Consider the following 22,086-nt stretch of genomic DNA (forward strand, 5'->3'; position numbering starts at 1 on the left):
GACCGGTGCAACCTTGAGGGAAGCGGCGGGTCACGGAAGTGACCTGCGCGGCCGACGGGCAGGTCCGCCGACCTGAACGTAGATGCACTTGAGATACTCGGCTTCGGGGAACGTGGCCGGGTGATCGGGCGGTACAGTGGTGGTGGCCAGCTCCCTCCACGGCCGGCCGGTGGACCGCAGCGTTTGTCGGACAAGGTCAAAGAATTCATCGGTCCGGACGTGCGCGGTGCAGGAGGCGGCAACCAGGATCCCATCGGGCCGCAACAGCCTCACGGACCGGAGGACCAGATGACGGTAGGCCCGAAGTGCGCCGGCGCGTTCGGCAGCCTTCCGGGCAAGCGCGGGTGGATCCAGAATCACCAAATCGAAGCTTTCCGGCGGGGCGGTCTCCAGCCATTCAAAAGCGTCGGCCTGCACCGTTCGGTGGGGGCATTCCGGATCGGGGTATTGCCCGCGGTTGAGGTCAAAGTGGCGGCGGGCTGCGTCAAGAGCATGCGGGCTCAGGTCGAGGTCCGTCACGGACCGGGCACCCCCGCGCGCGGCGTACACGGAAAAGCCCCCCGAGAAGCTGAAAAGGTTCAATACGTGCCGGCCCTGCGCGAGGGTCTCGACCCTGCGGCGGTTCTCGCGTTGGTCGAGGAAAAATCCGGTTTTTTGACCCCGAAGCACGTCCGCTGTGAACCGGAGTCCGGATTCAAGGAAGGGCACGGGTGGTTCGATGGGGGTTCCATGCAGGAGGGACCCGTCCGTGGGGCCGCCGAATTGCGGGGCAGTGGACTGGAGGTTGCGGCTGAGCCGGAGCACCAGCGACCGGGGTTGTAGCAGGTCGGTGATCCACCGGCAAAGGGCTTGGAGCCGGGGCAACCAGGCGACGGTATAGAGCTTGAGCACGAGCACTTCGGCGTAGCGATCCAGCACAAGTCCGGGCCAGCCGTCACTTTCTCCGTGAACGAGTCGGTACCCTGTGGTTTGCGGGTCGAAGAGAGGCTCGCGCCTGGTCAGGGCACGTCGGAGGTGCTGGCGCCACCACGATTCGTCCAGTGGGACCGGCGTGCCGCGGTGAAGGATCCGAACGCGCAGAGGTGAGTGGGGGTCGTACAGGCCGATGGCTAGAAACCGGTTGTTGCGGTCATAGAGGGCCGCCAGTTCGCCGGGTTGCCCGGGTCGGTCCTGCTTTTGGATGCTCTGGTCAAAGACCCAGGGGTGGCCGGTGCGTACGGCATCCGCTGCCGCCGGTTTGAGTCGGATATGCACGGGCCGACCCGTTGGGGAAGGTTCCCACGGGACCTGCCGGGTGTGTTCGGCGAACGGGGTGGGGCCTTCGGCGGTCATGGGACCAGTACGGCTGCGCCCTGGATACGCCCGGTTCGAAGGGCTTCGATGGCTTCGTTGGCCTGTTCGAGCGGCCATGGGGTGGCGGTGACCTCCAGAGGAACCGACGCGGCGAGTTGAAGGAATTCGAGTCCGTCGCGGCGTGTGAGGTTGGCGACCGAGCAAAGGGTGCGTTCCTGCCAGAGATCGCGGTAGGGGAAGGTGGGGATGTCGGACATGTGAATGCCGCCGCAAACCACCACGCCGCCTTTGCGAACGGCCCGGAGAGCCAGGGGCACAAGGGCGCCGACCGGGGCGAAAATGAGGGCGGCATCCAGCGGTTCAGGCGGCGGTTGATCCGAATCACCCGCCCAAACGGCGCCGCAGCGGAGTGCAAAGGCCTGGCTCTCACGGTCGCCGGGCCGCGTAAACGCAAAGATCCGACGACCCTGATGACGCGCCACCTGGGTGATGAGGTGCGCGGCGGCGCCGAACCCGTAGATGCCCAGCGTGGCGGCATCCCCGGCCTTGCGCAGGCAGCGATATCCAATGAGACCGGCACACAGCAGGGGTGCGCAGTGCACGGGATCAAGGTCCTCGAGCACGGGGAGACAGAACCGTGCGTCTGCAACCGTGTATTCCGCATAACCGCCGTCCACGGTGTACCCGGTGAAGCGGGCATGGTCGCAAAGGTTTTCCCGGTCGGAGGTACAATACCTGCATCGGGCGCAGGTGCCGGCCAACCACGGGATGCCGACACGTTGGCCGGGGCGGAGATGGGTCACGTTGGGGCCGGTGGCGACGATCTCTCCCACGATTTCGTGGCCCGGGATGAGGGGCAGTTTGGGTTCGGGCAGTTCACCGTCCACCACGTGCAGGTCCGTACGGCACACGGCGCAGGCCAGGACCCGAACCAGCACCTGGTCGGGTCCGGGCTCGGGTCGGGGCCATCGCGTCGGTCGCAAGGGTCGACCGGGCGCCTCAAGGATCATGGCACGCATGCCCATACGGGAGGAAGATGCTGCAAGACACCGGCCGGGGAAAGAGGGCGCCTTCCGGTGATCTTGACCGGAGGGGCGACAGACCGGCTGAGACCGCGCCGCCCGGTTTGGCCGGCAAACCGGCGTGCTCTCGGTGGTGCGCAGCAGCGCGGGGAAACATCATTTGACCCGGCCCTGTGGGGTCCGTAAGCTGGGCGCCGGTTGGGAGGCCAACCGCTATATGAGGCATACGATATCGGTGTTGGTGGAGAATCGGTTTGGTGTTCTGACCCGCGTGGCCGGGCTGTTCAGCGGTCGCGGGTACAACATTGACAGTTTGAATGTGGCACCCACGCATGATGCCACCGCGTCCCGGATGACCATTGTGACGCGCGGCGATGACACCACGTTGGAACAGATCGTCAAACAGTTGCAGAAACTGCCGGATGTCATCGAGGTGCGGGATTTCCGGGAGGGTGAGTACGTGGACCGGGAGCTGGTCCTGGTGAAGGTGAAAGTGGACTCCACCACCCGGGCCGAGGTCATGCAGATCACGGACATTTTCCGGGCCAAGATTGTGGACGTGCAGCCCAAGAGCCTGACCATCGAGGTGACGGGGGACGAGAACAAGGTGGAGAAGTTCATTGAGCTGATGGAGCCTTTTGGGATTTTGGATCTGACGCGGACGGGCCGGGTGGCCATGCCGCGCAGTTGAGCGATGGGCGCCGGGCCGAGCCGGAAGACCCTTTCGGATTCGCAGCCGGTCGGCGCGAGGTGAATCAGAACATCGGGAGCAACACAGGAGGCAGACAACATGGCCAGGATCGATTTTGGCGGAACCATTGAAGAGGTGATCACGCGCAAGGAGTTTCCAATGTCCAGGGCCCGCAAGGTGCTGAAGGACGAGACCATTGCCGTGATCGGATATGGCGTCCAGGGGCCGGCACAGGCGCTCAACCTGAAGGACAACGGATTTCGGGTGATTGTGGGCAGCCGGCCGGATGGCAAGGGCTGGCAACGGGCCGTGGAAGACGGGTGGAAACCGGGCAAAACGCTCTTTGACATTGCAGAGGCGGCCGAACGCGGGACGATCGTCATGTTGTTGGTGGCCGATGCGGTACAGAAGGAGATCTGGCCGGTGGTGAAACCCGGGTTGAAAGAGGGCGACGCCCTCTATTTCTCCCACGGCTTTGCGATTGTGTACCAGAAGCTGACCGGCGTGGTGCCGCCGCCGTTTGTGGATGTGATCATGGTGGCGCCCAAGGGGTCGGGTACATCGGTCCGGCGCAACTTCCTCACCGGAGCCGGCATCAACTCGAGCTTCGCGGTGGCCCAGGATTACACCGGGCGCGCCCGCGAGCGCTGTCTGGCGGTCGGGATCGGGATCGGTTCGGGGTACCTTTTCCCAACCACGTTTGAACATGAGGTGTTCAGCGATCTTACAGGGGAACGCGGCGTGCTCATGGGTGCGCTGGCGGGGATCATGGAGGCGCAGTACGAGGTGTTGCGCGCTCACGGGCACACACCCAGCGAGGCGTTCAACGAAACGGTGGAGGAGCTGACCCAGTCGTTGATCCGTCTGGTGGACGAGAAGGGCATGGACTGGATGTACGCCAACTGCTCGGCCACGGCGCAGCGGGGTGCGCTGGATTGGAAACCGCGATTCAAGAAAGCCGTGTTGCCGCTGTTCAAGGAGCTCTACGAGCGGGTGCGGACCGGCAAGGAGGCTCGCCGGGTGCTGCAGGCCTGTGGCAGGCCGGATTATCAGAAGCAGTTGCAGGCCGAACTGAACGCGATGCGGGATTCTGAAATGTGGCGTGCGGGCGCCGCCGTGCGGGCCCTGCGGCCGAAGGAACCGGCCCGCAAGCTGGGCAAGAACGTGAAGGGAATTGCCGGACGCGCCAGCAACTGAGCGAAACCACAGGCCTGGGGCGGGAGGCTTCTCGCTTGGGGTCCGAAGCTCCGGTGCCCGGCTGACGGACAAAGCTTGCAGGCAGGACCGGGCGGCACCCAGTGCCGACCCGGTCCGCCCGTTGTTGGCAATCCCATGGAGGGGACGGTGTTGATTCGTGACGTGTTGGCCCGGCGCGCCTCGCAGGGGCGCCCGGCGGTTTCCTTCGAGTTTTTCCCGCCAAAAACCCCCGAGGGCGAGCAGCAGTTTTTCAAGGACGTGTTGCCCCGGCTGGTCCAACTGGGCCCGGACTTTTGCTCCGTGACCTACGGCGCGGGAGGCAGCACCCGTGAGAAAACGTTGACCCTCGTGGAGAGGATCCAAAAGACCCACAGGTTGCCCAGCATGGCGCACCTGACTTGCGTGGGGTCGTCGGTGGCCCAGCTGCGTGAAATCATCGAGCAGGCACGGCGACGCGGCATTTTGAACATCCTGGCCCTGCGGGGCGACCCGCCGCGGGGCGAGACGGGATTCCGTCCGGCGCCGGACGGTCTGACGCACGCATGGCAGCTGGTTCGGCTGCTTCGGGAGATGGGTGGGTTCTGCATCGGCGTGGCCGGGTTTCCGGAGGGACATCCGGAATGCAGGGAGGGCAAATACGCCGACTGGGACCATCTGAAGGCCAAAATCGACGCCGGGGCGGATTTCGTGATCACCCAGCTGTTTTTCGACAACGCGGATTATTGGGAGTTTCGGGACTATTTGCATCGCGCCGGTGTGCGCGTGCCGCTGATCCCGGGTGTTTTGCCGATCCTGGGGTTCCAACAGGTGGACCGGTTGACCCGGCTTTGTGGCGCCCGTGTGCCGGAGAAGCTGCGGCGCCGGCTGGAGGAGCTGGCCGGGGACGAGGAAGGTTCCATGGCGTTTGGAGTTGAATACGCCACGCGGCAGTGTGAAGAGTTGCTGCGCGGCGGCGCCCCGGGCCTGCACTTTTACACGTTGAACCGGGTACACTCCACCCGGCAGATCCTGGAAAACCTGGGGTTGGCTCGAAAGGACTCACCATGAACCGGGAACGAGCCCTGACCTGGCTGCACGAGTGGGTGAGATCGGAATCGCTGCGCAGGCATGCGCTGGCAGTGGAGGCCGCCATGCGGCACTACGCCGCCCGGTTCGGCGGCGACGTGGAGACGTGGGGCCTGGCCGGTCTTTTGCATGACCTGGATTATGAGCGGTTCCCGGAGCCACCGGCACATACACGGGAGGCGGCCCGGTTCTTGCGGGAACAGGGTGTCGACGAGGAGATCGTGGGCGCCATCCTGTCTCATGCCCGATGGAATTGGGATCAGTACCCCCTCGACCGGCCCATCCGGCGGGCCTTGTTCGCCGTGGACGAGTTGTGTGGTTTCTTGATGGCCGTGGCCTATGTGAGACCGGAACGACTGGAAGGGCTGCAGCCGTCGAGCGTTCGCAAGAAATTGAAACAACGTTCGTTTGCAGCAGGGGTCAGCCGGGAGGACATTGAGCAGGGGGCCGCGCATCTGGGGCTGCCCCTGGACGAACATATCGCCGAGGTCACGGCTGCGTTGCAAAAGGTGGCCGCGGAACTGGGCTTGGGCGGCACCACAACCTCGCCGGCTCCATGAAAAGCGCCTGCAGGGGCGCGCGCCCGTCAAAAACCCGACAGTCGGTGGACCGGAGGCTGGACCAACAAGGTCCGCGAGATGTTCCAGCTTGGAGATCGGGACTGTCATCGAGGCGCGGAGTTATGACCCGTTGGTCATCCACCTTCTGGATCTGGGTGATGTGCCTGGCGGCCGGAATGGGAACGGCTGAGGCGCAGGACCGGCGACCGGCCGAGCCGCAACTGCCCGGAGTGGCACTGGCACACGCGCTCTCGGAAACCACGGGCCTGGCCATTTCTCCCTTGTTGGGAGCCGGAGCCTACGGAGCCTACAAGTATTGGCGGGCAGCCCCCGAACAGCGGCCCGGCCTGCCCTGGTACGCACGGCCGGTGTTTTGGATTCCGGCACTGGTCTTGGTCGGACTGGCAGGCTTGAAGGATTTGCTAGGGACGGCCGGCCCCGCATGGTTGAAGAAACCGTTGGACCTGGCGGAGCTGTTGGAGAACAAGCTGAGCGGGTTGTTGGTGGCGGGCACCATCGTTCCCTTCCTCCTTCTGCAGCCCGGACCGGACCCGGCTGCCGGGCTTTGGACGGGCGAATGGGGATTGGCCCGGGTGGAACTGGTCTCGTGGGTGGGCCCGGCGGTTGCCTCCGTGGTGTTGCTGGTACTGTTTCTCGGAGTTTTCCTGGTCTTTCACGCCATCCAGGTACTGATCGTGCTCAGCCCTTTTGGCGTGGTGGACCTGGGCTTGAAGGTTTTCCGGGGTGCGGTCCTGGCCTCGGTGGCTGTGACGGGGTTGGTGAATCCGTGGCTGGGTGCGATGTGGGCCTTGCTCGTCGTGACAGGGTGCTGGTTGCTGGCGGGATGGGCCTTTCGGCTGACGTGTTTCGGCACCGTATTGTTGTGGGATTGGGTGACGCTGGCGAGGCGGCGGTATGAGGTTCAAGAGCCGGGACCGCTACTGTTTCTGGCGGAACGGCTGGGATCTGTCCCCGTGCGCACGTTCGGGCACCTGCGCCGGTCGGCCGTGGGGGTGTGGACCTTTCAATACCGCCCGTGGGGGATCGGACCGCGCCGGGAGGTGCCTTTGCCGACAGGCAACTATGAGGTGGGCCGGGGCCTTCTATTTCCCGCACTGTTGAGGATCGAGGGCGAAACCGTGAGGGTCGTGGGCTGGTGGCCCCCACGCTGCCACGGACACGAGGGCGCACTCTGCCGCTTCTACGGCTTCGGCGGGGTGCGGGAGGTGGGATGGCGACGGGTTTGGTCGTGGATCCGGGACGTGATCCGGGGTCGGCCGGATTCCGCCCCGATCCGGGCCTGAAACCGATGGTCGGCTTGAGGCCCTGCAGGAAGATCGCAGGTCTCAACGACGAACCGGTTGACAGCGGTGTTGGGTGGCTGTAAATACATCGTAGTGACAATGCATGGGCGATGGCATGACGATTGAACCGGAATGGAGTTCGATTGGTCCAATCCGCCCTTCGACCTGAACAGTTCTTTGACCCAGCAGGAGATCGAAGAATCGTTCGAAGATCCTTTTGCCGTCCGGTTGATGCCGGACTCGAGCCGGTTTGCCGCCCAGGCGCGATATTTCAACCTGGGCATGTCGGCCTCCGGCCGGGGGATTTTCAGCGTGTACCGGACCAACGGGAAGCTGATCCGGGTCATCTGCGCCCGGCCGTTCGAGCCGGAGGAACAGCTGTTTTACCAGCGCAAAATGCATGAGAGTCTGAACCTTTGAGGTCGATCGGCCCCGGGGCCGGACGACCGAAACCGGGACCCGTCAGGATGCGGACATTCCAATCATGGGAGGAAGTGCCGCTGTTCGACAGCGAGTCGGCCGAGGCCGAGTTCTGGATGGAGAACCGGCCCGACATTCGGCTGATGGAAGCGGCAGTGGTGGGGAGTCAACAGTGGACCGACTCGGTGACGATCACCCTGCGCATGGATCCCCGAATGTTGGCGCGAATCAAACGGTTGGCCAGGTCCCGGTACCTGAACTACCAGAGCATGATCAAACAGTGGCTGAGCGAACGCTTGGAACAGGAACTGCGGGAACGCTCCCCGAATCGGTTTCCATGAAAACGGCTTGGACAAGGGCGGTTGGGGTTCGAACCGGCTTCACGCTGGTGGAGCTGTTGGTGGTGATTGCAATCATCGGAGTACTGGCCGGGCTGTTGTTTCCGCTGGGCGGCGCCATCAAGGCTCGGGCCATCCGGGCCAAGGTTCAGGCCGAGCTGGCCGAGATTTCGGTGGCGATTGAGAATTACAAGGAACACTATGGGCAGTACCCGCCGGATACACCAACCAACTCGCCCGTGTGGCCCTACGTGAACCCGCTGTATTTCGAGTTGGTGGGAACCCGATACGTGCCGGAGACCCGGGTCTACGAAACTCTGGACGGTACGATCCGGTTGCGGGACACCGACCAGGCCTTCGGCGCGGTGTTCGGGATGGTGGGCGGCCGCGCGGCGGTTCGAGGTTTCCTGAACTGCACCCGCAGTGCCAACGCGGATGACGCACCTGCAGCGCGTCCGTTCCTGACAGGACTCAGGCCGGCACAGATGCGCGAGGTGACATTGAACGGGCAGACCGTTCGATTGCTGACCTGCTCGGTCAACTGGCCGGAAAACCATCCTTTCCAGCCCGTTCCAAGTGCGCCCGGTGTGAATCCCTGGCGTTATGTATCCGGCAATCCGACGAACAACCCGGGCGGGTTCGATCTCTGGGTGGACGTGATCATTGGAGGCAAAACCAACCGCATCGCCAACTGGGGACCGAAAAACCAAATCGTGCCCTGAGCAGGCAATGCAACCAAGGCGACGTGACATGCAAAGGTTGATCCCAATTCCGGTGCGCAGGACGGTTCGGAGCCTGCCCCTGGCCTGGAAGGACACGGCTTTTCGACCCGTGGTACGGGTTCGGCGGGCGCCCACTGTGGACCGGGTCGGACCCGGCTTCGCGGCGCGATGTCGGGCATCCCCGGCCCGCGGCTCGTGCAGGTGCGGGCGGAGTCCCGGCGAAGGACTTCACCATCGCAGTCCGGCCGGGGTAGCCGGCTTTACGTTGGTGGAGTTGTTGGTGGTGATTGGAATCATTGCCATCCTGGCCGGGTTGTTGTTGCCCACGCTGGGCCGGGCCAAGCGTCAGGCCTTGGTCAAACGGGCGCAGGTGGAAATTACGGAGCTGGTCCAGGCGATCCGTCAGTATGAGACCCTCTACAGTCGGTTTCCCGTGTCGGCGGAGGCACAGCAGGCGGCAGCCAAGCTGACGCCGAGCGATGATTTTACCTACGGCGGGACATTCCGCCGTCCCGGAGGGACCATCAACATCGGCACCCCCGGCTACACCGCCGGATTTCCCGGGGTGGCCCAGAACGCCGAAGTGATTGCGATTCTGATGGACATGGAAGGATTCCCTTCGGGCACCCCTCAGGTGAACCAGGTGAATCAGGGGCATCGGCGCAACCCGCAACGCCACAAACTCCTGAATCCGCGGATGACCAGCAAGCCCAGCGATCCCGGTGTGGGCAATCCCGGCGACCCCGGTGTGGGCCCGGACGGGGTGTACAGGGATCCTTGGGGAAACCCTTACGTGATCACGATGGATCTGAACTACGATGAAACGGCCCGGGACGCCTTCTATCGGACGGCACAGGTTTCGGCCGACCCGGCGAATCCAAATCGCGGGTTAAACGGATTGATCCGCAAAACGGTGAGTGGGCAGACCTTCTATGAGTACAACGGCCCGATCATGGTCTGGTCGGCCGGACCGGACGGCATGGTGGATCCAACCCGCAAAGCCAACGAAGGTGCAAACGCGGACAACATTCTGAGTTGGAGGGAATGATGATCATGGACCGCCTCCTGCCAGGAACGGCAACGCAACGGCCGGGGGCCGGCCGGAACACCAACCGGGCCGGTTTCACTCTCCTGGAGTTGCTGGCGGTCATTGTCATCATGGGGATCCTGGCGGCCCTGACCGTCCCGGCGCTGAAGAATTTCGGTCAAGCCGAGGCGCAGGTGGCGGCGACACGTCAGTTGTTGGACGACCTGGCCCGGGCCCGTCAGCTGGCCATCAGCCAGAGGACCACCGTGTACATGATTTTTGTGCCGGCCGAATTCTGGAACGACAGCAGCGCCCCGGGCAACGGGGCGGCCTGGAACAGCCTGCCACCGGCCGAGCGGGAGAAGGCGGCCCGACTGTTCGATCGTCAACTGACCTCCTACAACTTCGTCACCGTGCGGAGCGTGGGGGACCAGCCGGGCACGCGCAAACCACGGTATCTTTCCGATTGGCGTACGCTGCCCGAAGGGGTCTTCATTCCGCCCTGGAAATTCGTGTACAACGGACCGCCGGTGCGGATTGCGGATCCGGCGCCGCCGTTGCCCCCGCAGCGATACCACGTGGTTCAACCGTTCCGATGGACCAGTCCGGAGATGGGGGTTCCGTTTCCCTCGCCCACGGGTTCGACCGCGTTTCGGCTGCCGTACCTGGCGTTCAATCACCTGGGCCAACTGGTGTCCGAGGTGGAACTTGGCGGCTTCCAGGACGCCTGCATTCCGCTAGCCCGGGGAAGTGTCTCGGTGGCACATGGACCCGGGGGGGTGCCGCTTCAGCAACCGCCCTCGGTTGTGGAACGTCCTCCCGGCAACAGCACCAATGCGTTCAACCTGGTCTGTGTGGAGTGGCTGACCGGCCGGGCGCGGGTCATCCGACAGGAGGTGCGATGAAAGTGGTGGGGCAAGGTGGTCCGGGGTGGCTGCGCGCCGGGGCACCGGCGGGTCCGGCCGCATCGCAGCGGGCCTTCACCATGGTCGAAATGGCCCTGAGCCTGGCCATCATCGGCTTTGCGCTGGTGGCCATTGTGGGGGTGTTGCCCATCGGATTACAAACGCAACAGGAGAATCGGGAGGAGACGGTGGTGCTCCAGGACGCCCAGGTCTGGTTGGCGGCCTTGCGTGCGGGGGCCCGGGGTTACGATGACCTGACCAACTGGGTGGAAAGCATCGAAGTGCATTGGGCCGACTGGACGATGGATGGGCGCCTGCTGGGGCAGGGACGGGACCTCTACACGCGAACCAATTCAGACATCATCAGCATTGCGCCCGCGCCGCACCTGCCGCTGACCAACGGCGCAATCATTGTGGGGGTGATGGGCACGCCCAAGTACATCCATGTACCGGATGTGTTTCGGCCCGCCGGATTCCGCAGCAACTACGTGGTGGCTTATGTCCGGGCCTTCAGCGGGCCGGCCGTGGAGAAACCGCCGCAGTCGGACCCGGCTGTGCAGGATCTGGCGTTTCGGTACCGGCTGGTTTCCGAAGTGGTGCCCTACCGGGAATGGGACACGAATTGGATCGCCTTTGACGCGCAAGGCCTGGCTCCGGCCGAGGCAACGCAAAGGTCCAATTACTGGTGGGTGGCGCGAAATCTGTACGCCAACGTGCATGAGGTCCGGCTGTTGTTCCGCTGGCCGGTCCGGCCCAACGGTACCACCGGCAACGGGCGCATGGTGCTCCGCGGGACCGTTAGCGGGGTGCGGACCAACCAGGGCCCCTTGCACTTTTACCAACCCGGATTGTTCGCGAGGTATCCATGACATCGGACGCCCCCATCCGTTCGAGCCGCCGGCCGGTCTGTCGCCGGGCCGGGATCCGGGCCTTTTCGCTGATCGAGATCCTGGTGGTCGCCGGCCTGATGTCGGTGATCATCCTGGGACTGGTCGCCATGTTCGGTCAGACCCAGCGCGCCTTCCGAACGGGTCTGGCGCAGACCGACGTTTTGGAATCGGGACGGTTGGTGAGCGACATGCTCGTCCGGGAGTTGGTGTTGGTGACACCATCGCACCAAGCCAATGTGGCCAATTTTTACGCCGAAGTTCCACCGCCACTCGTGTATCAACCCCTGTTGCAGACCCTGCCCGGAGGAGCGCAACGGACGAACGTGCTGATGGACCTGTTCTTTCTCACGCGGGAGAACCGGCGATGGACCGCGATCGGTTACCGCGTGGGCACGCCGGACGCCGGCGGTGGCGTGCTGTATCGGTATGCGGCCACCAATTTGGCCCCGGAAGAGCTGCGGGGCCAGTTGCTGGCGTTCATGAAGGCGCCATTGACGAACCTGAACCGCGTGGCCGACGGGGTGGTGCATTTTCGCGTGCGCGCCTTCGACACGAACGGGCTCTGGATGCGGGCCGACCTGCCGTGGGATCCAAGGCACGATCGGTTTGACATCCGCCTGTCCGGCGTCGTGCCGGGCGAGGTGGGATTGTACCTGTTCAAGAGCAACGCCGTGCCGGCCGCGGTCGAGGTGGAGCTGGGCGTGGTGGAGAGGAGGACATGGGAACGGGCGGCCACAATCCCGGACCCGGGGGCGCGGCGCCAGTTTTTGTCGCAGCAGGCGGGGCGCACACACCTGTTCCGGCAATGGGTGAAACTGCCCATGGTGGATCCCTCGGCTTATATCCAGACGCCATGAAATGGAACTGTTCTGACAGGGGTTGGCGGGTGGGAACCGGGGTGCGCCGCGCAGCCGGCACATCCGACGTGACGGGAGCCATTCGGGGGGACGGCCGCCGGGCCGAGCACGGTGTGGCCCTGGTGGTCACGGTGATTCTCATCTCTGTGATTACCTTTCTGGCCGTGGCGTTTCTCGTGCTGACGCGCAGGGAACGGGGCGCTGTGACCACCACGGTGCAACAGACCGTGGCCCGTCAGGCTGCCGAAACGGCCCTCCAGCGTGCTCAAGCCGAACTGCTGGCTCCCATCCTCGCCTTCACCAATGTGTCGGCCTATGACCTGCGGGTGTCCACCAACTACATTAATCCACAGGGTTTCAACCCCGCGCAGCGCACCGGGATTCTGACGCCCGACCAACTGGGCTGGGCCACCAACGTGAGTTACACCTATGCGGACGGACGGCCGCTTTCGACCGACGATTACCGCCAAAACCTTGCCAACCTTCTGTACGCGCCGCGCCCGCCCGTCTTCATCACCAACGCGGATGGTACCGTGGATTTCCGGTTTTATCTGGACCTGAACCGGAACGGCCGGTACGACACCAACGGTTGGCAACCGGTGATTCTGCCCTCGGGACGGTACCTGGCCGTGGACGGCACGGAGACGACCAGTCTGAGCAACGCCGTGTTTCAGTTCATCATCGGGGATCCGGAATGGGTGGGCGTGCTGGAACGACCGGAGCTGCCCCATTCGCCCACGAACCGGTTTGTCGCCCGGTACGCGTGGATCGCCGTCCCGTCGGGAAAGACCCTGGATCTGAACGCAATCCACAATCAGGCCAAGATGCTGAACCCGCGGTGGGACGGATACCTTCGGAACATGGGGGTGGCACCGTTCGAGTTGAACCTGGCCGCGTTTCTGGCGGATTTGAACACCAACTTTTGGGATTATGCGTACAACACCAACCTGACGCAGCCGAGTCGCGGGACCGCATTCGATGACGCGACCGCCCTGTTGGTGTACCGTTACGGGGGCAGCTACAACAACCTGTCCAGTGTGGCCCGGCTGTTCGGTCCGGCCGGGGTTCAGGTGTTCAGCACCAACCGGATTGACGACATGCTGAACGGGCCGTTGCTGACCGGGCTTTTCCTGCCACCGACGGACAATGACGGGATGCGCGTGGGGTTCGGCTGGCCGGGCGCGGAGAATCCCCGGGCGTTCTTCGACACGCAGGACTTGTTCGACCCCGAGAAGACGCGACTGGGGCCGCCCGGGACGTTGTCTTTCAGCGATCGGTTGCTGCAAGCAGGCACGAGGACCAACACATACGACCGGTACACGTTTTACCGGTTGCTGGCCCAGTTGGGGACCGATTCGGGCCCCGTGCCGGCGGACCGAATGCATCTGACCTTTGACAACGTCACCTGGCGCAACCCGGTCACCGGTGTGGTCAGTCCGACCAATTTCCATCCATGGCAGCCGCTGGCGTTCTTTACCAACGCGGCCGACCGCATGTTGCGCGCCTACACGGCAGAGTGGTTGCGGAGCAGTCCGGCCGACTATCTTCTGACCTTTGCCACGAACCAGCCCTTCGGAATCACGAACATTCCGGTATGGGTGAGCAACCGGTTGGTGTACACGCCGGCGGTGCACCGGTTGCTGCAGCTGGCGGCGAACCTGTACGACGCGCAGAACAACGAACGCCGGCCCTCCGTGTTCCGGCCCGTCTTCAGCCGCCAGGGGGACGCCGTGTGGATCGTGGGATATGAACAAGTGCCGACGAATAATCCGCAGAACTACTTACAGGCACCCCTCGACATCAGCGAGGTCCCCCAGGGGACGGCCCTGCGGGTGAACGTTTATGGAGTGCCCTGGGTGGTGGGTGCCAAATCCGGCCTGCCCAATTTCAACGAGTTTGCCATGCAGACCGTCTTCGAAATCACCAGAAAGCTCAAGTTGCGAAAGCCTTCCCTGCAGGCCCGACCGGACCAGTTTGAGACCAATCAACTCTACATCATCAGCCTCACCAATGTGCTGGCGGCGGAGTTTTGGAATTCGTATCGGACAGACTTCACCAATCCGGTGCTGGTGCGGATCGCCGGTGACGTCACAATGGTGCTGACGAACGAATACGGGCCGATGCGGCTCACCCCGCCCGGCGTGGCGTTGACCAACCGGATTGTTTTTGCCGCGCTGACCAACCTGACGCGCTGGCCGGGGTACCGGAGCCTGCAGAGCCCCGAGCCGACCTCGTTTGTGGTGCCCCTCTATACAAACATCACCATTGTGCCCCCGGCGTTCTGGCGCCACGACACGCCGAACTTGTTGGACACGAATGTGCTGCGATTCCCGGAGATGCCGGGGTTCCCCATTCCCCGGTTCGGGTTGTCCGTGCGGGCGCGTTTGCGCGCAATCATCCAGGAGGGCGGGCCCGCCGGACCCATTTTGGACTATGTGCAGCTGGACGGATTGGATGAGTTCCGGGACCTCGCGGCGGAATTCAGCCGTACACGCTCGGACGATCCCAACGGGCTGGCCTGGGGGTTGCTCTGGGACACCAACCGGGTGGGTGGCAACACCGTCAACCATGTGACCCGGGGCATTGTGTATCAGATCCGGATCTCACTGGGTGAGTATGGGGCCAACACGGTGGATTGGACCAGCTACGGGTTGCCGCCCGGGATGAGCCGGGACTGGGAGATTGACGCATTTCGTGCGTTCCTGGGGCTCTCTCCGTTGCGGTTTGCCAACATTGTCAACACGAACCTGGAACATCAGGTGCCCTTCACGCCGACGCGCCGAATCTCACGGCATCACACCTGGCAGGCGAATGATCCCCTGGTGCATTATCTGGCCAGCGACCTGCGGTATTGGCCCTCGGAGGAGGAGTTGCGGGATGAATCGGTTAGGCCCGGGGTCCCGGTGCAGTTGTTGGAGAACATTGGACGCCTGAACAAGCGGTTCCGACCATGGGGCGGCAACCCGCAGGGCAGCGCGGATCCCCGGGCCTTTGACATGGCCATCAAGGATCCCGGTGTCCGGGCCTCGGACGATTGGACCTTCCCCACCAATCAATTCCCCAACATTGGATGGATCGGACGGGTGCATCGTGGTACCCCGTGGCAGACGGTGTACCTGAAGGCCACCCCCGTGGGGGCGGATGCGGCCGGGCGAACCTATTGGGCCCGCGATTGGACCGGGAACACCAACCTGTTTGACGCACTGAACGCGGCGCCCCCGCAGGACCGGCTGCTGTTTGACCTGTTCACGACCGCCTACGACCCGGTCTCCTCCCGGGGCCGGCTTTCGGTCAATCAGACGAACCTGGCGGCATGGTCGGCGGTGTTCAGCGGGGTTGTGACCCTCACCAATGTGCTGTCGGACACCGAGGTGCGGTTGCGCTGGTTGCGGGACCCGCAGCGAACCTGGTTGAATGAGTATCTGCAGCCGATGGTCATTCAACCGGCCGGGATCTACAACCCGTTCCTCACCAATACGTGGCCACCCGTGGTCCGGCTGGTGCACGGGATCAACCGCACAAGGGCCTCCACGAACCTCTTCCCGCGTCAGGTGTTCGAGCACGTGGGCGACATTCTGGCGGTGCCGGAGCTGACGGAGGCGTCTCCGTTTCTGAACTGGTCGGCTGCCCAATTGCAGTACGGGTTGACGGACGCGGCGGTGGAATGGCTACCCCAGCAGATCCTGGGTCTGTTGAAGGCGGACGAGGAACCACGGTTCGTGGTGTACGCGTATGGTCAGGCGTTGCGCCCTGCGCCGAACTCCCTGATCCGCAGCGGGCCGTTCCTGGGGATGTTTGAGAATTACGAAATCACCGCCGAAAGTGCCGCCCGCGCCGTGATTCGGATCGAGGGGGCACCCGAGCACCCGCGGGCGGTGGTGGAACAGTTCAACTGGCTGGGCCCGGAGTGATCGGAGTGGGAGAGGGCAATCATGACTTGCAATCGGCGGCGTTTGTGGGAGTTTGAGTTCACCAGGGATTAAAGGAGCGGTTTATGTCGAGGCGACCATCCTTCTGGCTCGTGCTCAGCCTGTTGTTGTTCGGGTTGTCAGCCCTCCTGTGGCAACGGGCCGAGCAACGGCAGGCCTCCCGACGCAGCCTCCCGGACTCGACCAGGGCACCATCCGTGGAGCCGGTTTGGGACGTGACCCCGCGGATGTTGCGGGCGGAGGCAGGCGATGCCGTTTGGCAGAGGATGGCCGGCGGGACGACCGGAACCCTGTCCCGGGCAGCCCTCAGGCTGACCAACGCGGTGCACACGCCGACGGAGTGGCTGCGGTTGCCCTCGGCCATTTTGCTGGAGAATGCATGGTGGGACACGGCGGCGGGCCCGACACCGCAGGTACCGGACGCGTTCCGGAGCCCGGGCGATCCGGGCGCCTACATCGTACAACACCGGGCGTCTCACCCGAATCTCATTCTAACAGCCATACGGGCCGCCGGAGCGGCGGTTGTCAGTTATATTCCGAACAATGCCTACCTGGTGCGGGCGGATCGGGCAGTGGCAGAGCAGTTGGGGCGGCACCCGGACGTGCAGGCGGTTCTGCCCTACGAGCCCTATTACAAGCTGCGCGGCGATCTTCTGCCCCGGGCGGTCTCGGGTGTTCCGCTCGGGCTGGGTGAGCGCCTGCACCTGGCGGTGTTTGCCGACGCAGCCGATCAGGTGCGAACCGAACTGACCCGGAGGGGCGTGCGGGTGCTGGCCGAGGAACCCTCACCTTTTGGGCCTGTGTTGACCGTGGAGCCGCCACCGGATCGATGGACGGATCTGGCTCTGCTACCTGAAGTGCAGTTGATCGAGCCGGCCACGCATCGGGTGCCGGCCAATGATCTGGGCCGGGTTCGCATCGGCGTGGCAGAGACGCCGATTGCCCCGGAGTCCTGGATGGGTCTGACGGGCACCAACGTGCTGGTCAACGTGAATGATTCCGGCGTGGATGGGTCGCATCCCGATCTGGCGGGGCGCATGCTGGCAGACCTGCCGGACGTGTTGACCGACACCAACGGGCACGGAACCCACGTCATCGGGACCATCGCCGGCAGTGGTGCGATGTCGTCGACGGTGACCAATGCCAGCGGTTCGCCCATGCCGAGTGTGACGGGCCAGTTCCGGGGTGTGGCCCCGGCGGCCCGTGTGTTTGTGCAGCCGGTGCTGATGGAAGAGCGGCCGGGCCGTGCGGGCGCCGCAGCGGTCCTGCCCGACTCGGTGCTTCAGGAAACCGCCGCGCGCACCAACGCCTTCATTTCCAACAACAGCTGGCACTACGCGGGCCGGACGGGTTATGACCTGGCGGCGGCGCGGTACGACGCAGCCACCCGGGATGCGCTGCCGCTGGATCCGGGGTCCCAACCGTTGCTGTTTGTGTTTGCCGCGGGAAACTATGGCGGGGGGAACCCATCCGGGTTGGGTGGCGATGCAGATACGATTCGTTCGCCGGGGACGGCCAAGAATGTCATCACCGTCGGATCCCTCGAACAACTCCGACTCATCACCAACGAAGTCGTCCTGTGCCAGCCGTACGACACCGGAACCAACACGATCACCCTGTGCGTGACCAACGCGCCGTGGCGGGAGGACACCGACAGTGACGACCAGGTGGCCGCCTCATCCAGCCGGGGCAACACGGGCGTGGGGGTGGAGGGCGAGTTCGGGCGGTTCAAGCCGGACGTGGTGGCACCCGGCGAATGGGTCGTGTCCGCCCGGTCGCAGCAATGGGACGAGAATGCCTACTACAACCCGACCAACGTGTATGGGGATGTGTTCCGCGATCTGATCGTCGCCCCGGGGGCGATGAACCGCTACTCCGTGTACGTGCCATACAACGCGGTGCAATTGGAGATCGAAATCCTGCCGAACCGGAATTCGCCGGTGCCGTTTCCGGGTTTGCCGTTGTTTGTGCGGGCGGGTGAATTTCCGACACCGGCCGATCTGGCCGGCACGAATCATGTTACGATTCCTCCCGACTTGATGGCGGATCTGACGCCGCGGGACGCGAGCTGGAACATCGGCGTGGGGAACCCGACGGATGCAGAGGTTTCGTTTGACCTGCGGGTCCGGGTATCCACCACAAACGATCTGGGCAACGCCCTCGAAGTGCGCCGGCAACTGAACGATGCGCTGGGACCCTGGTACCGGTACGAAAGCGGCACCAGCATGGCAGCTGCGTTTGTGGCGGGCACGCTGGCCCTGATGCAGGAGTATTTCGAACAGCACGGCCTGCGTCCGAGCCCGGCCCTCTTGAAGGCCCTGTTGATCAACGGCGCGCGTTCGGTCAATCCACTCTATGATTTTGAGGTCCGGACGCTTCACAACTACCAGGGCTGGGGCCGGGTCAATCTGCCCACGGCATTGCCACCCGTGTTGACCAACGGTTTACCCGCTGGCCGCGGCCCCCTGGTGTTCTTTGAACAGAGCCCAACCAACGCGCTGGTCACCGGTGCTCAACACGTGAGGCTGCTGACCCTGACCGAGGAGGCCAGGGCACTGCCGTTGCGGATCACCCTGGTCTGGACGGATCCACCCGGCAACCCGGTCGCCGGCGTTAAACTGGTGAACGATCTGGACCTGGTGGTGACCAACCTGGACACCGGGGAGGTGTTCTTCGGGAACGACATTCCGGCCGGCAGCGACTTCACCCAGCCATGGCGCACCAACGAACCGCCCCGCACCGACCCCGTGAACAACGTGGAGAATGTGTTCCTGCCCCCGCCCCTGGGGACCAACTACAGTGTCACCGTCATCGGGCGCCGCGTGAACGTAAATGCGGTAACGGAGCACACCAACCAGATTGCCCAGGACTACGTGCTGGTCATCTCCAGCGGGGACGGGGACCTGCCCAACGCCTTCACGGTGTCGGATGTGACCGCGACGGCATCCACGGCCGCCACATTGCGTCAAACAACGAACACGTTCTCCCCCGATACCACGCCGGGGTACGCGGGCATGCTACTGTTGGGCGAACGGGTGGGAGCGAATCCGCCCCTGCTGGGGATCACCAACGGGCTGCCCTCTCAGTGGCGCTTCTACGTGCTCACCAACACCTACAACTACACCAACGCCGCGTTCATCACCTTCCTGCCTCACACCCTGTCGATTCCCCGAATGGGGGTGAATGAGACGGATGTTGAAAACGCCACCCGACAGGAGGCGGATATTGACCTTTACGTGTCGTTGAATCCGGCACTGACGAACCTGGATCCGGCGGCGCTGGCCGCGGCGGATCGTTCCCGGGGGCGCGGTGGCACCGAACTGATCGTGTACTCCAACGCGGTGCCGGGCGGCGTCTATTACGTGGGGGTCAAGGCCGAGGACCAGATGGCCTCGGATTATGGGTTCCTGGGGATCTTCAGCCTCCAGCCATTTAGTACACTGGAGGATGGCAACCAGATCGTTCGTGGGTTTCCCGTGCCGACCCTGATTCCGGATGGTTCACCGGCGGCGCCCGGCGCGGCCTTGGTGTTCGGAGTGGCCACCTTCCCCATGCAAATCCGGCGGGTGATCGTCACCAACGTGCTCTCCCATCAGAACTTCGGAGATCTGTTGGTGAGTCTGGGCCACAACAACCGGTTCGCCGTGTTGCGGAACCATACCTATCCGTCCCTGCCGCCGCCTTTCACTGCCCTGACCATTTACGAGGATTTGCAGGAAGGGGATGTGCCCGGGGCGCAGCGTTCCGACGGCCCGGGAAGTCTGGCGGAGTTTGTCGGTGAGGAAGCCGCCGGCTTGTGGATCCTGCAGGTGTTGGATGATGCCCTGACCCAGACGGGCCGGGTCGATCATCTGACCTTGCGGATTGAGCCGGCGCGGCTGGAGGAAACGAACGCCTGGCGGGGAATCCAACCCTTCAGTTTCCGGTATGAAGTGGTGGATGTTCCGCAGGACGCAACCAATCTGACGGTTTGCGTGACGACCACCAATGCCCCGGTGGAATTGTACCTGCGCCACGGAGATTTCCCCACGCGCACGGTGTACGACCACTTTCTGCCGGTTCCGGTGCCGGGCGCGTGCCTGAGTGTGGACCGGAGTTCGGCGCCGCCCTTGCGACCGGGTCGCTATTACATCGGCGTGTTCAACCCGCAACCGTTTGCGCAGTACGTTCAGATTGTCGTGCGGGTGGACAGGGATCCGGCCGCGATCCGACCCGTTCTGGCGACCTCGAACGCGGACGTGCCCCTGTTGGATGACGCCGTGACCTACGCAGCGATGCTGGTGACCAACCGCGGCCGGATTGCCTCGGTGGAGGTGGGGGTTCGGGTGGATCACCCCCGGGTTTCGGACCTGGCGATCACCCTGGTGAGCCCGTCCGGAACGCGGATCCTCCTGAGCGAGGCACGGGGATGGACCAACCCGGCGGGCATGGGCTCCACCTACTGGATTACCAATGTCGTCCCGGTGGAGTACAGTGGCGGCCCCGATCCGGTCACCAACGTTGTGGACGTGGGGGTCAACCAGGGCACCGTCACGATTGAGTATGACTTTTACAACCTGCCGGACCGGATGCGCGTGTATTACGAAGGGCAACTACTGGCGGATACCGGGATGACAAGCGGTCAGGGGCGGTTGGAGTTGGAGTTTGGACCGGGCTCCTCGACCCTGATCACCGTGACCGTGAACGAAAACGGGAATGACGAACCCAGAACGGAATGGCGGTACACCCTGAGTTCGGTTCGAGAGATTCACAATTACCTGATTTTCACCGAAAACACGAACCTTGCGACCGCGCCCATCAAATTCCTGAGCCCGCCCTTTGCGCCACCGACGAACCGTCTCGAGACGTTCCTGGGCGGATTCGAGACCGCGGTGCCGGGCTGGTATGATGCCGGGCAGGTGGTCGAAGGGTGGACGAATGCCGGGCCGGGGGCCGTGCTCGTGGTCAGCGACTCGGCATGGGCGCACACCGGCCAGAAATTCCTCAGCCTGCAGAGCGGCAGCCTGGTCCGCACGCTGCCCACGGTAACCGGACGCAATTACCTCCTGCAGTTTGCATCCCGTCAGGCGCCCCTGATGGAGGGGATCATCGGTTGGTGGCCCGGTGAGGGAAATGCCCGAAACGTGGTGAATGATTTGGAGGGGATTTACATGGGGCAGGCCGGCTCGCGCTTCACAAATGGTGTCGTCGGTGCGGCATTTGGCTTCGATGGTGTCTCGGATGCGATCCGGGTGCCGATGCAGCCGACCTTCCAGGTGACTACTGGAGTGACGGCTGAAGCCTGGATCTATCCCACGAGTTGGGGCACCAATGGTATACTGACCCGATGGGGCGCCGTCGGCATCAACGATCGTAGTTTTCGCCTGGCACTCAATTCTCAGGGCAATCCGTATTTTGAGATCAGCCCCGACGGCTCCGATTGTTCTGCGCAGTGCCGTGCCCTGTACTCTGGTCCCGTACCCTTGAACCAGTGGACTCATGTTGCCGGGACCTACGACGGATCTTACATCCGCCTGTACGTGAACGGTTCTCAGGAAGCCGAATCGTACCGGCCGGGTACCATCTGGGCCGGGGCCACGGATCTGGTAATTGGTGGCGAGGTGACGGGTGGTCAGCTCTTTTCACCGTTTGCCGGGAGGATTGACGAACCGACGTTGTACAATCGCGCGCTGACTCCGGAAGAGATTCGGCTCATTTACGAGGCCGGGCCAAGGGGGAAATGTGCCCTGGCGACGCCACCCGCCGTGTGTCCGGGCGAGCCGGTGATGTCGGCCGCGGTGGCCGGTACGTTGACGAATGTGGTCTGGAGCGGGACGACGGACTGGGTGACCAACACTCTGGCTTTTGTGGCTGCGGGACCTGCCAC

The 22,086-nt window shown here is 63.9% G+C and carries 16 protein-coding genes; 14 read left to right on the plus strand and 2 right to left on the minus strand.

Annotated features, from left to right (window positions below):
- Positions 1 to 30: 30 nt before the first annotated feature.
- Together G4L39_RS09925 and G4L39_RS09930 are read right to left on the minus strand one after the other, a co-directional pair.
- The gene (locus tag G4L39_RS09925; protein WP_165107882.1) at positions 31 to 1,332 is read right to left on the minus strand and encodes a class I SAM-dependent methyltransferase; all 1,302 of its coding nucleotides are present in this window, start codon (positions 1,330 to 1,332) and stop codon (positions 31 to 33) included.
- On the minus strand, positions 1,329 to 2,312 hold the full coding sequence (locus tag G4L39_RS09930; RefSeq protein ID WP_165107883.1) for a zinc-binding alcohol dehydrogenase family protein: 984 nt from the start codon (positions 2,310 to 2,312) through the stop codon (positions 1,329 to 1,331). The genes G4L39_RS09925 and G4L39_RS09930 overlap by 4 nt, the downstream gene beginning before the upstream one ends.
- Before the next feature lie 220 nt (positions 2,313 to 2,532).
- On the opposite strand from G4L39_RS09930, the gene ilvN reads away from it, so the two are divergent.
- The 14 genes from ilvN to G4L39_RS10000 form a co-directional block, all read left to right on the plus strand.
- Positions 2,533 to 3,006 carry an acetolactate synthase small subunit gene (gene ilvN, locus G4L39_RS09935; protein WP_165107891.1) on the plus strand — a complete coding sequence of 158 codons (474 nt, stop codon included), beginning with the start codon at positions 2,533 to 2,535 and terminating at the stop codon, positions 3,004 to 3,006.
- 99 nt (positions 3,007 to 3,105) lie between these two features.
- Positions 3,106 to 4,203 carry a ketol-acid reductoisomerase gene (gene ilvC, locus G4L39_RS09940; protein ID WP_165107893.1) on the plus strand — a complete coding sequence of 366 codons (1,098 nt, stop codon included), beginning with the start codon at positions 3,106 to 3,108 and terminating at the stop codon, positions 4,201 to 4,203.
- 135 nt (positions 4,204 to 4,338) lie between these two features.
- Entirely contained in the window at positions 4,339 to 5,250 is a 912-nt protein-coding gene (metF, locus tag G4L39_RS09945; RefSeq protein WP_165107895.1) for a methylenetetrahydrofolate reductase [NAD(P)H], read from the plus strand.
- Entirely contained in the window at positions 5,247 to 5,828 is a 582-nt protein-coding gene (locus G4L39_RS09950) for an HD domain-containing protein (protein ID WP_165107897.1), read from the plus strand. The genes metF and G4L39_RS09950 overlap by 4 nt, the downstream gene beginning before the upstream one ends.
- Before the next feature lie 122 nt (positions 5,829 to 5,950).
- A complete protein-coding gene (locus G4L39_RS09955; RefSeq protein WP_165107898.1) occupies positions 5,951 to 7,132 on the plus strand; it encodes a hypothetical protein in 1,182 nt (393 codons plus the stop codon).
- Positions 7,133 to 7,264: 132 nt separating this feature from the next.
- Positions 7,265 to 7,552 (plus strand): BrnT family toxin, encoded by a 288-nt coding sequence (locus G4L39_RS09960; RefSeq protein WP_165107900.1) that lies wholly within the window; start codon positions 7,265 to 7,267, stop codon positions 7,550 to 7,552.
- Positions 7,553 to 7,599: 47 nt separating this feature from the next.
- Entirely contained in the window at positions 7,600 to 7,893 is a 294-nt protein-coding gene (locus tag G4L39_RS09965; protein ID WP_165107902.1) for a CopG family antitoxin, read from the plus strand.
- Positions 7,890 to 8,612, plus strand: a complete 723-nt coding sequence (locus G4L39_RS15130; RefSeq protein WP_240893922.1) for a type II secretion system protein — start codon at positions 7,890 to 7,892, stop codon at positions 8,610 to 8,612. The genes G4L39_RS09965 and G4L39_RS15130 overlap by 4 nt, the downstream gene beginning before the upstream one ends.
- A 28-nt stretch (positions 8,613 to 8,640) precedes the next feature.
- Positions 8,641 to 9,660 carry a type II secretion system protein gene (locus G4L39_RS15135; protein ID WP_165107904.1) on the plus strand — a complete coding sequence of 340 codons (1,020 nt, stop codon included), beginning with the start codon at positions 8,641 to 8,643 and terminating at the stop codon, positions 9,658 to 9,660.
- Entirely contained in the window at positions 9,657 to 10,544 is an 888-nt protein-coding gene (locus G4L39_RS09980) for a type II secretion system protein (protein WP_165107905.1), read from the plus strand. Before G4L39_RS15135 ends, G4L39_RS09980 begins: the two co-directional genes overlap by 4 nt.
- On the plus strand, positions 10,541 to 11,413 hold the full coding sequence (locus tag G4L39_RS09985; RefSeq protein ID WP_165107907.1) for a type II secretion system protein: 873 nt from the start codon (positions 10,541 to 10,543) through the stop codon (positions 11,411 to 11,413). The genes G4L39_RS09980 and G4L39_RS09985 overlap by 4 nt, the downstream gene beginning before the upstream one ends.
- Positions 11,410 to 12,291: a PilW family protein gene (locus tag G4L39_RS09990; protein ID WP_165107909.1), complete on the plus strand. Its 882-nt coding sequence runs from the start codon at positions 11,410 to 11,412 to the stop codon at positions 12,289 to 12,291. Before G4L39_RS09985 ends, G4L39_RS09990 begins: the two co-directional genes overlap by 4 nt.
- Complete coding sequence (locus G4L39_RS09995; protein WP_165107911.1) at positions 12,288 to 16,202, plus strand: pilus assembly PilX family protein; 3,915 nt, start codon at positions 12,288 to 12,290, stop codon at positions 16,200 to 16,202. The genes G4L39_RS09990 and G4L39_RS09995 overlap by 4 nt, the downstream gene beginning before the upstream one ends.
- An 83-nt stretch (positions 16,203 to 16,285) precedes the next feature.
- Positions 16,286 to 22,086 (plus strand): S8 family serine peptidase (locus G4L39_RS10000; protein WP_165107913.1); only part of this gene is annotated, 5,801 nt, incomplete at its 3' end.

Origin of the sequence: Limisphaera ngatamarikiensis (assembly GCF_011044775.1) — a bacterium.
Taxonomy (GTDB): domain Bacteria; phylum Verrucomicrobiota; class Verrucomicrobiia; order Limisphaerales; family Limisphaeraceae; genus Limisphaera; species Limisphaera ngatamarikiensis.

Coding starts and splice junctions, on each gene's coding strand:
- G4L39_RS09925 (WP_165107882.1), bottom strand. CDS start 1,332: ATGACCGCCGAAGGCCCCACCCCGTTCGCCGAACACACCCGGCAGGTC.
- G4L39_RS09930 (WP_165107883.1), bottom strand. CDS start 2,312: ATGCGTGCCATGATCCTTGAGGCGCCCGGTCGACCCTTGCGACCGACG.
- ilvN (WP_165107891.1), top strand. CDS start 2,533: ATGAGGCATACGATATCGGTGTTGGTGGAGAATCGGTTTGGTGTTCTG.
- ilvC (WP_165107893.1), top strand. CDS start 3,106: ATGGCCAGGATCGATTTTGGCGGAACCATTGAAGAGGTGATCACGCGC.
- metF (WP_165107895.1), top strand. CDS start 4,339: ATGGAGGGGACGGTGTTGATTCGTGACGTGTTGGCCCGGCGCGCCTCG.
- G4L39_RS09950 (WP_165107897.1), top strand. CDS start 5,247: ATGAACCGGGAACGAGCCCTGACCTGGCTGCACGAGTGGGTGAGATCG.
- G4L39_RS09955 (WP_165107898.1), top strand. CDS start 5,951: ATGACCCGTTGGTCATCCACCTTCTGGATCTGGGTGATGTGCCTGGCG.
- G4L39_RS09960 (WP_165107900.1), top strand. CDS start 7,265: ATGGAGTTCGATTGGTCCAATCCGCCCTTCGACCTGAACAGTTCTTTG.
- G4L39_RS09965 (WP_165107902.1), top strand. CDS start 7,600: ATGCGGACATTCCAATCATGGGAGGAAGTGCCGCTGTTCGACAGCGAG.
- G4L39_RS15130 (WP_240893922.1), top strand. CDS start 7,890: ATGAAAACGGCTTGGACAAGGGCGGTTGGGGTTCGAACCGGCTTCACG.
- G4L39_RS15135 (WP_165107904.1), top strand. CDS start 8,641: ATGCAAAGGTTGATCCCAATTCCGGTGCGCAGGACGGTTCGGAGCCTG.
- G4L39_RS09980 (WP_165107905.1), top strand. CDS start 9,657: ATGATGATCATGGACCGCCTCCTGCCAGGAACGGCAACGCAACGGCCG.
- G4L39_RS09985 (WP_165107907.1), top strand. CDS start 10,541: ATGAAAGTGGTGGGGCAAGGTGGTCCGGGGTGGCTGCGCGCCGGGGCA.
- G4L39_RS09990 (WP_165107909.1), top strand. CDS start 11,410: ATGACATCGGACGCCCCCATCCGTTCGAGCCGCCGGCCGGTCTGTCGC.
- G4L39_RS09995 (WP_165107911.1), top strand. CDS start 12,288: ATGAAATGGAACTGTTCTGACAGGGGTTGGCGGGTGGGAACCGGGGTG.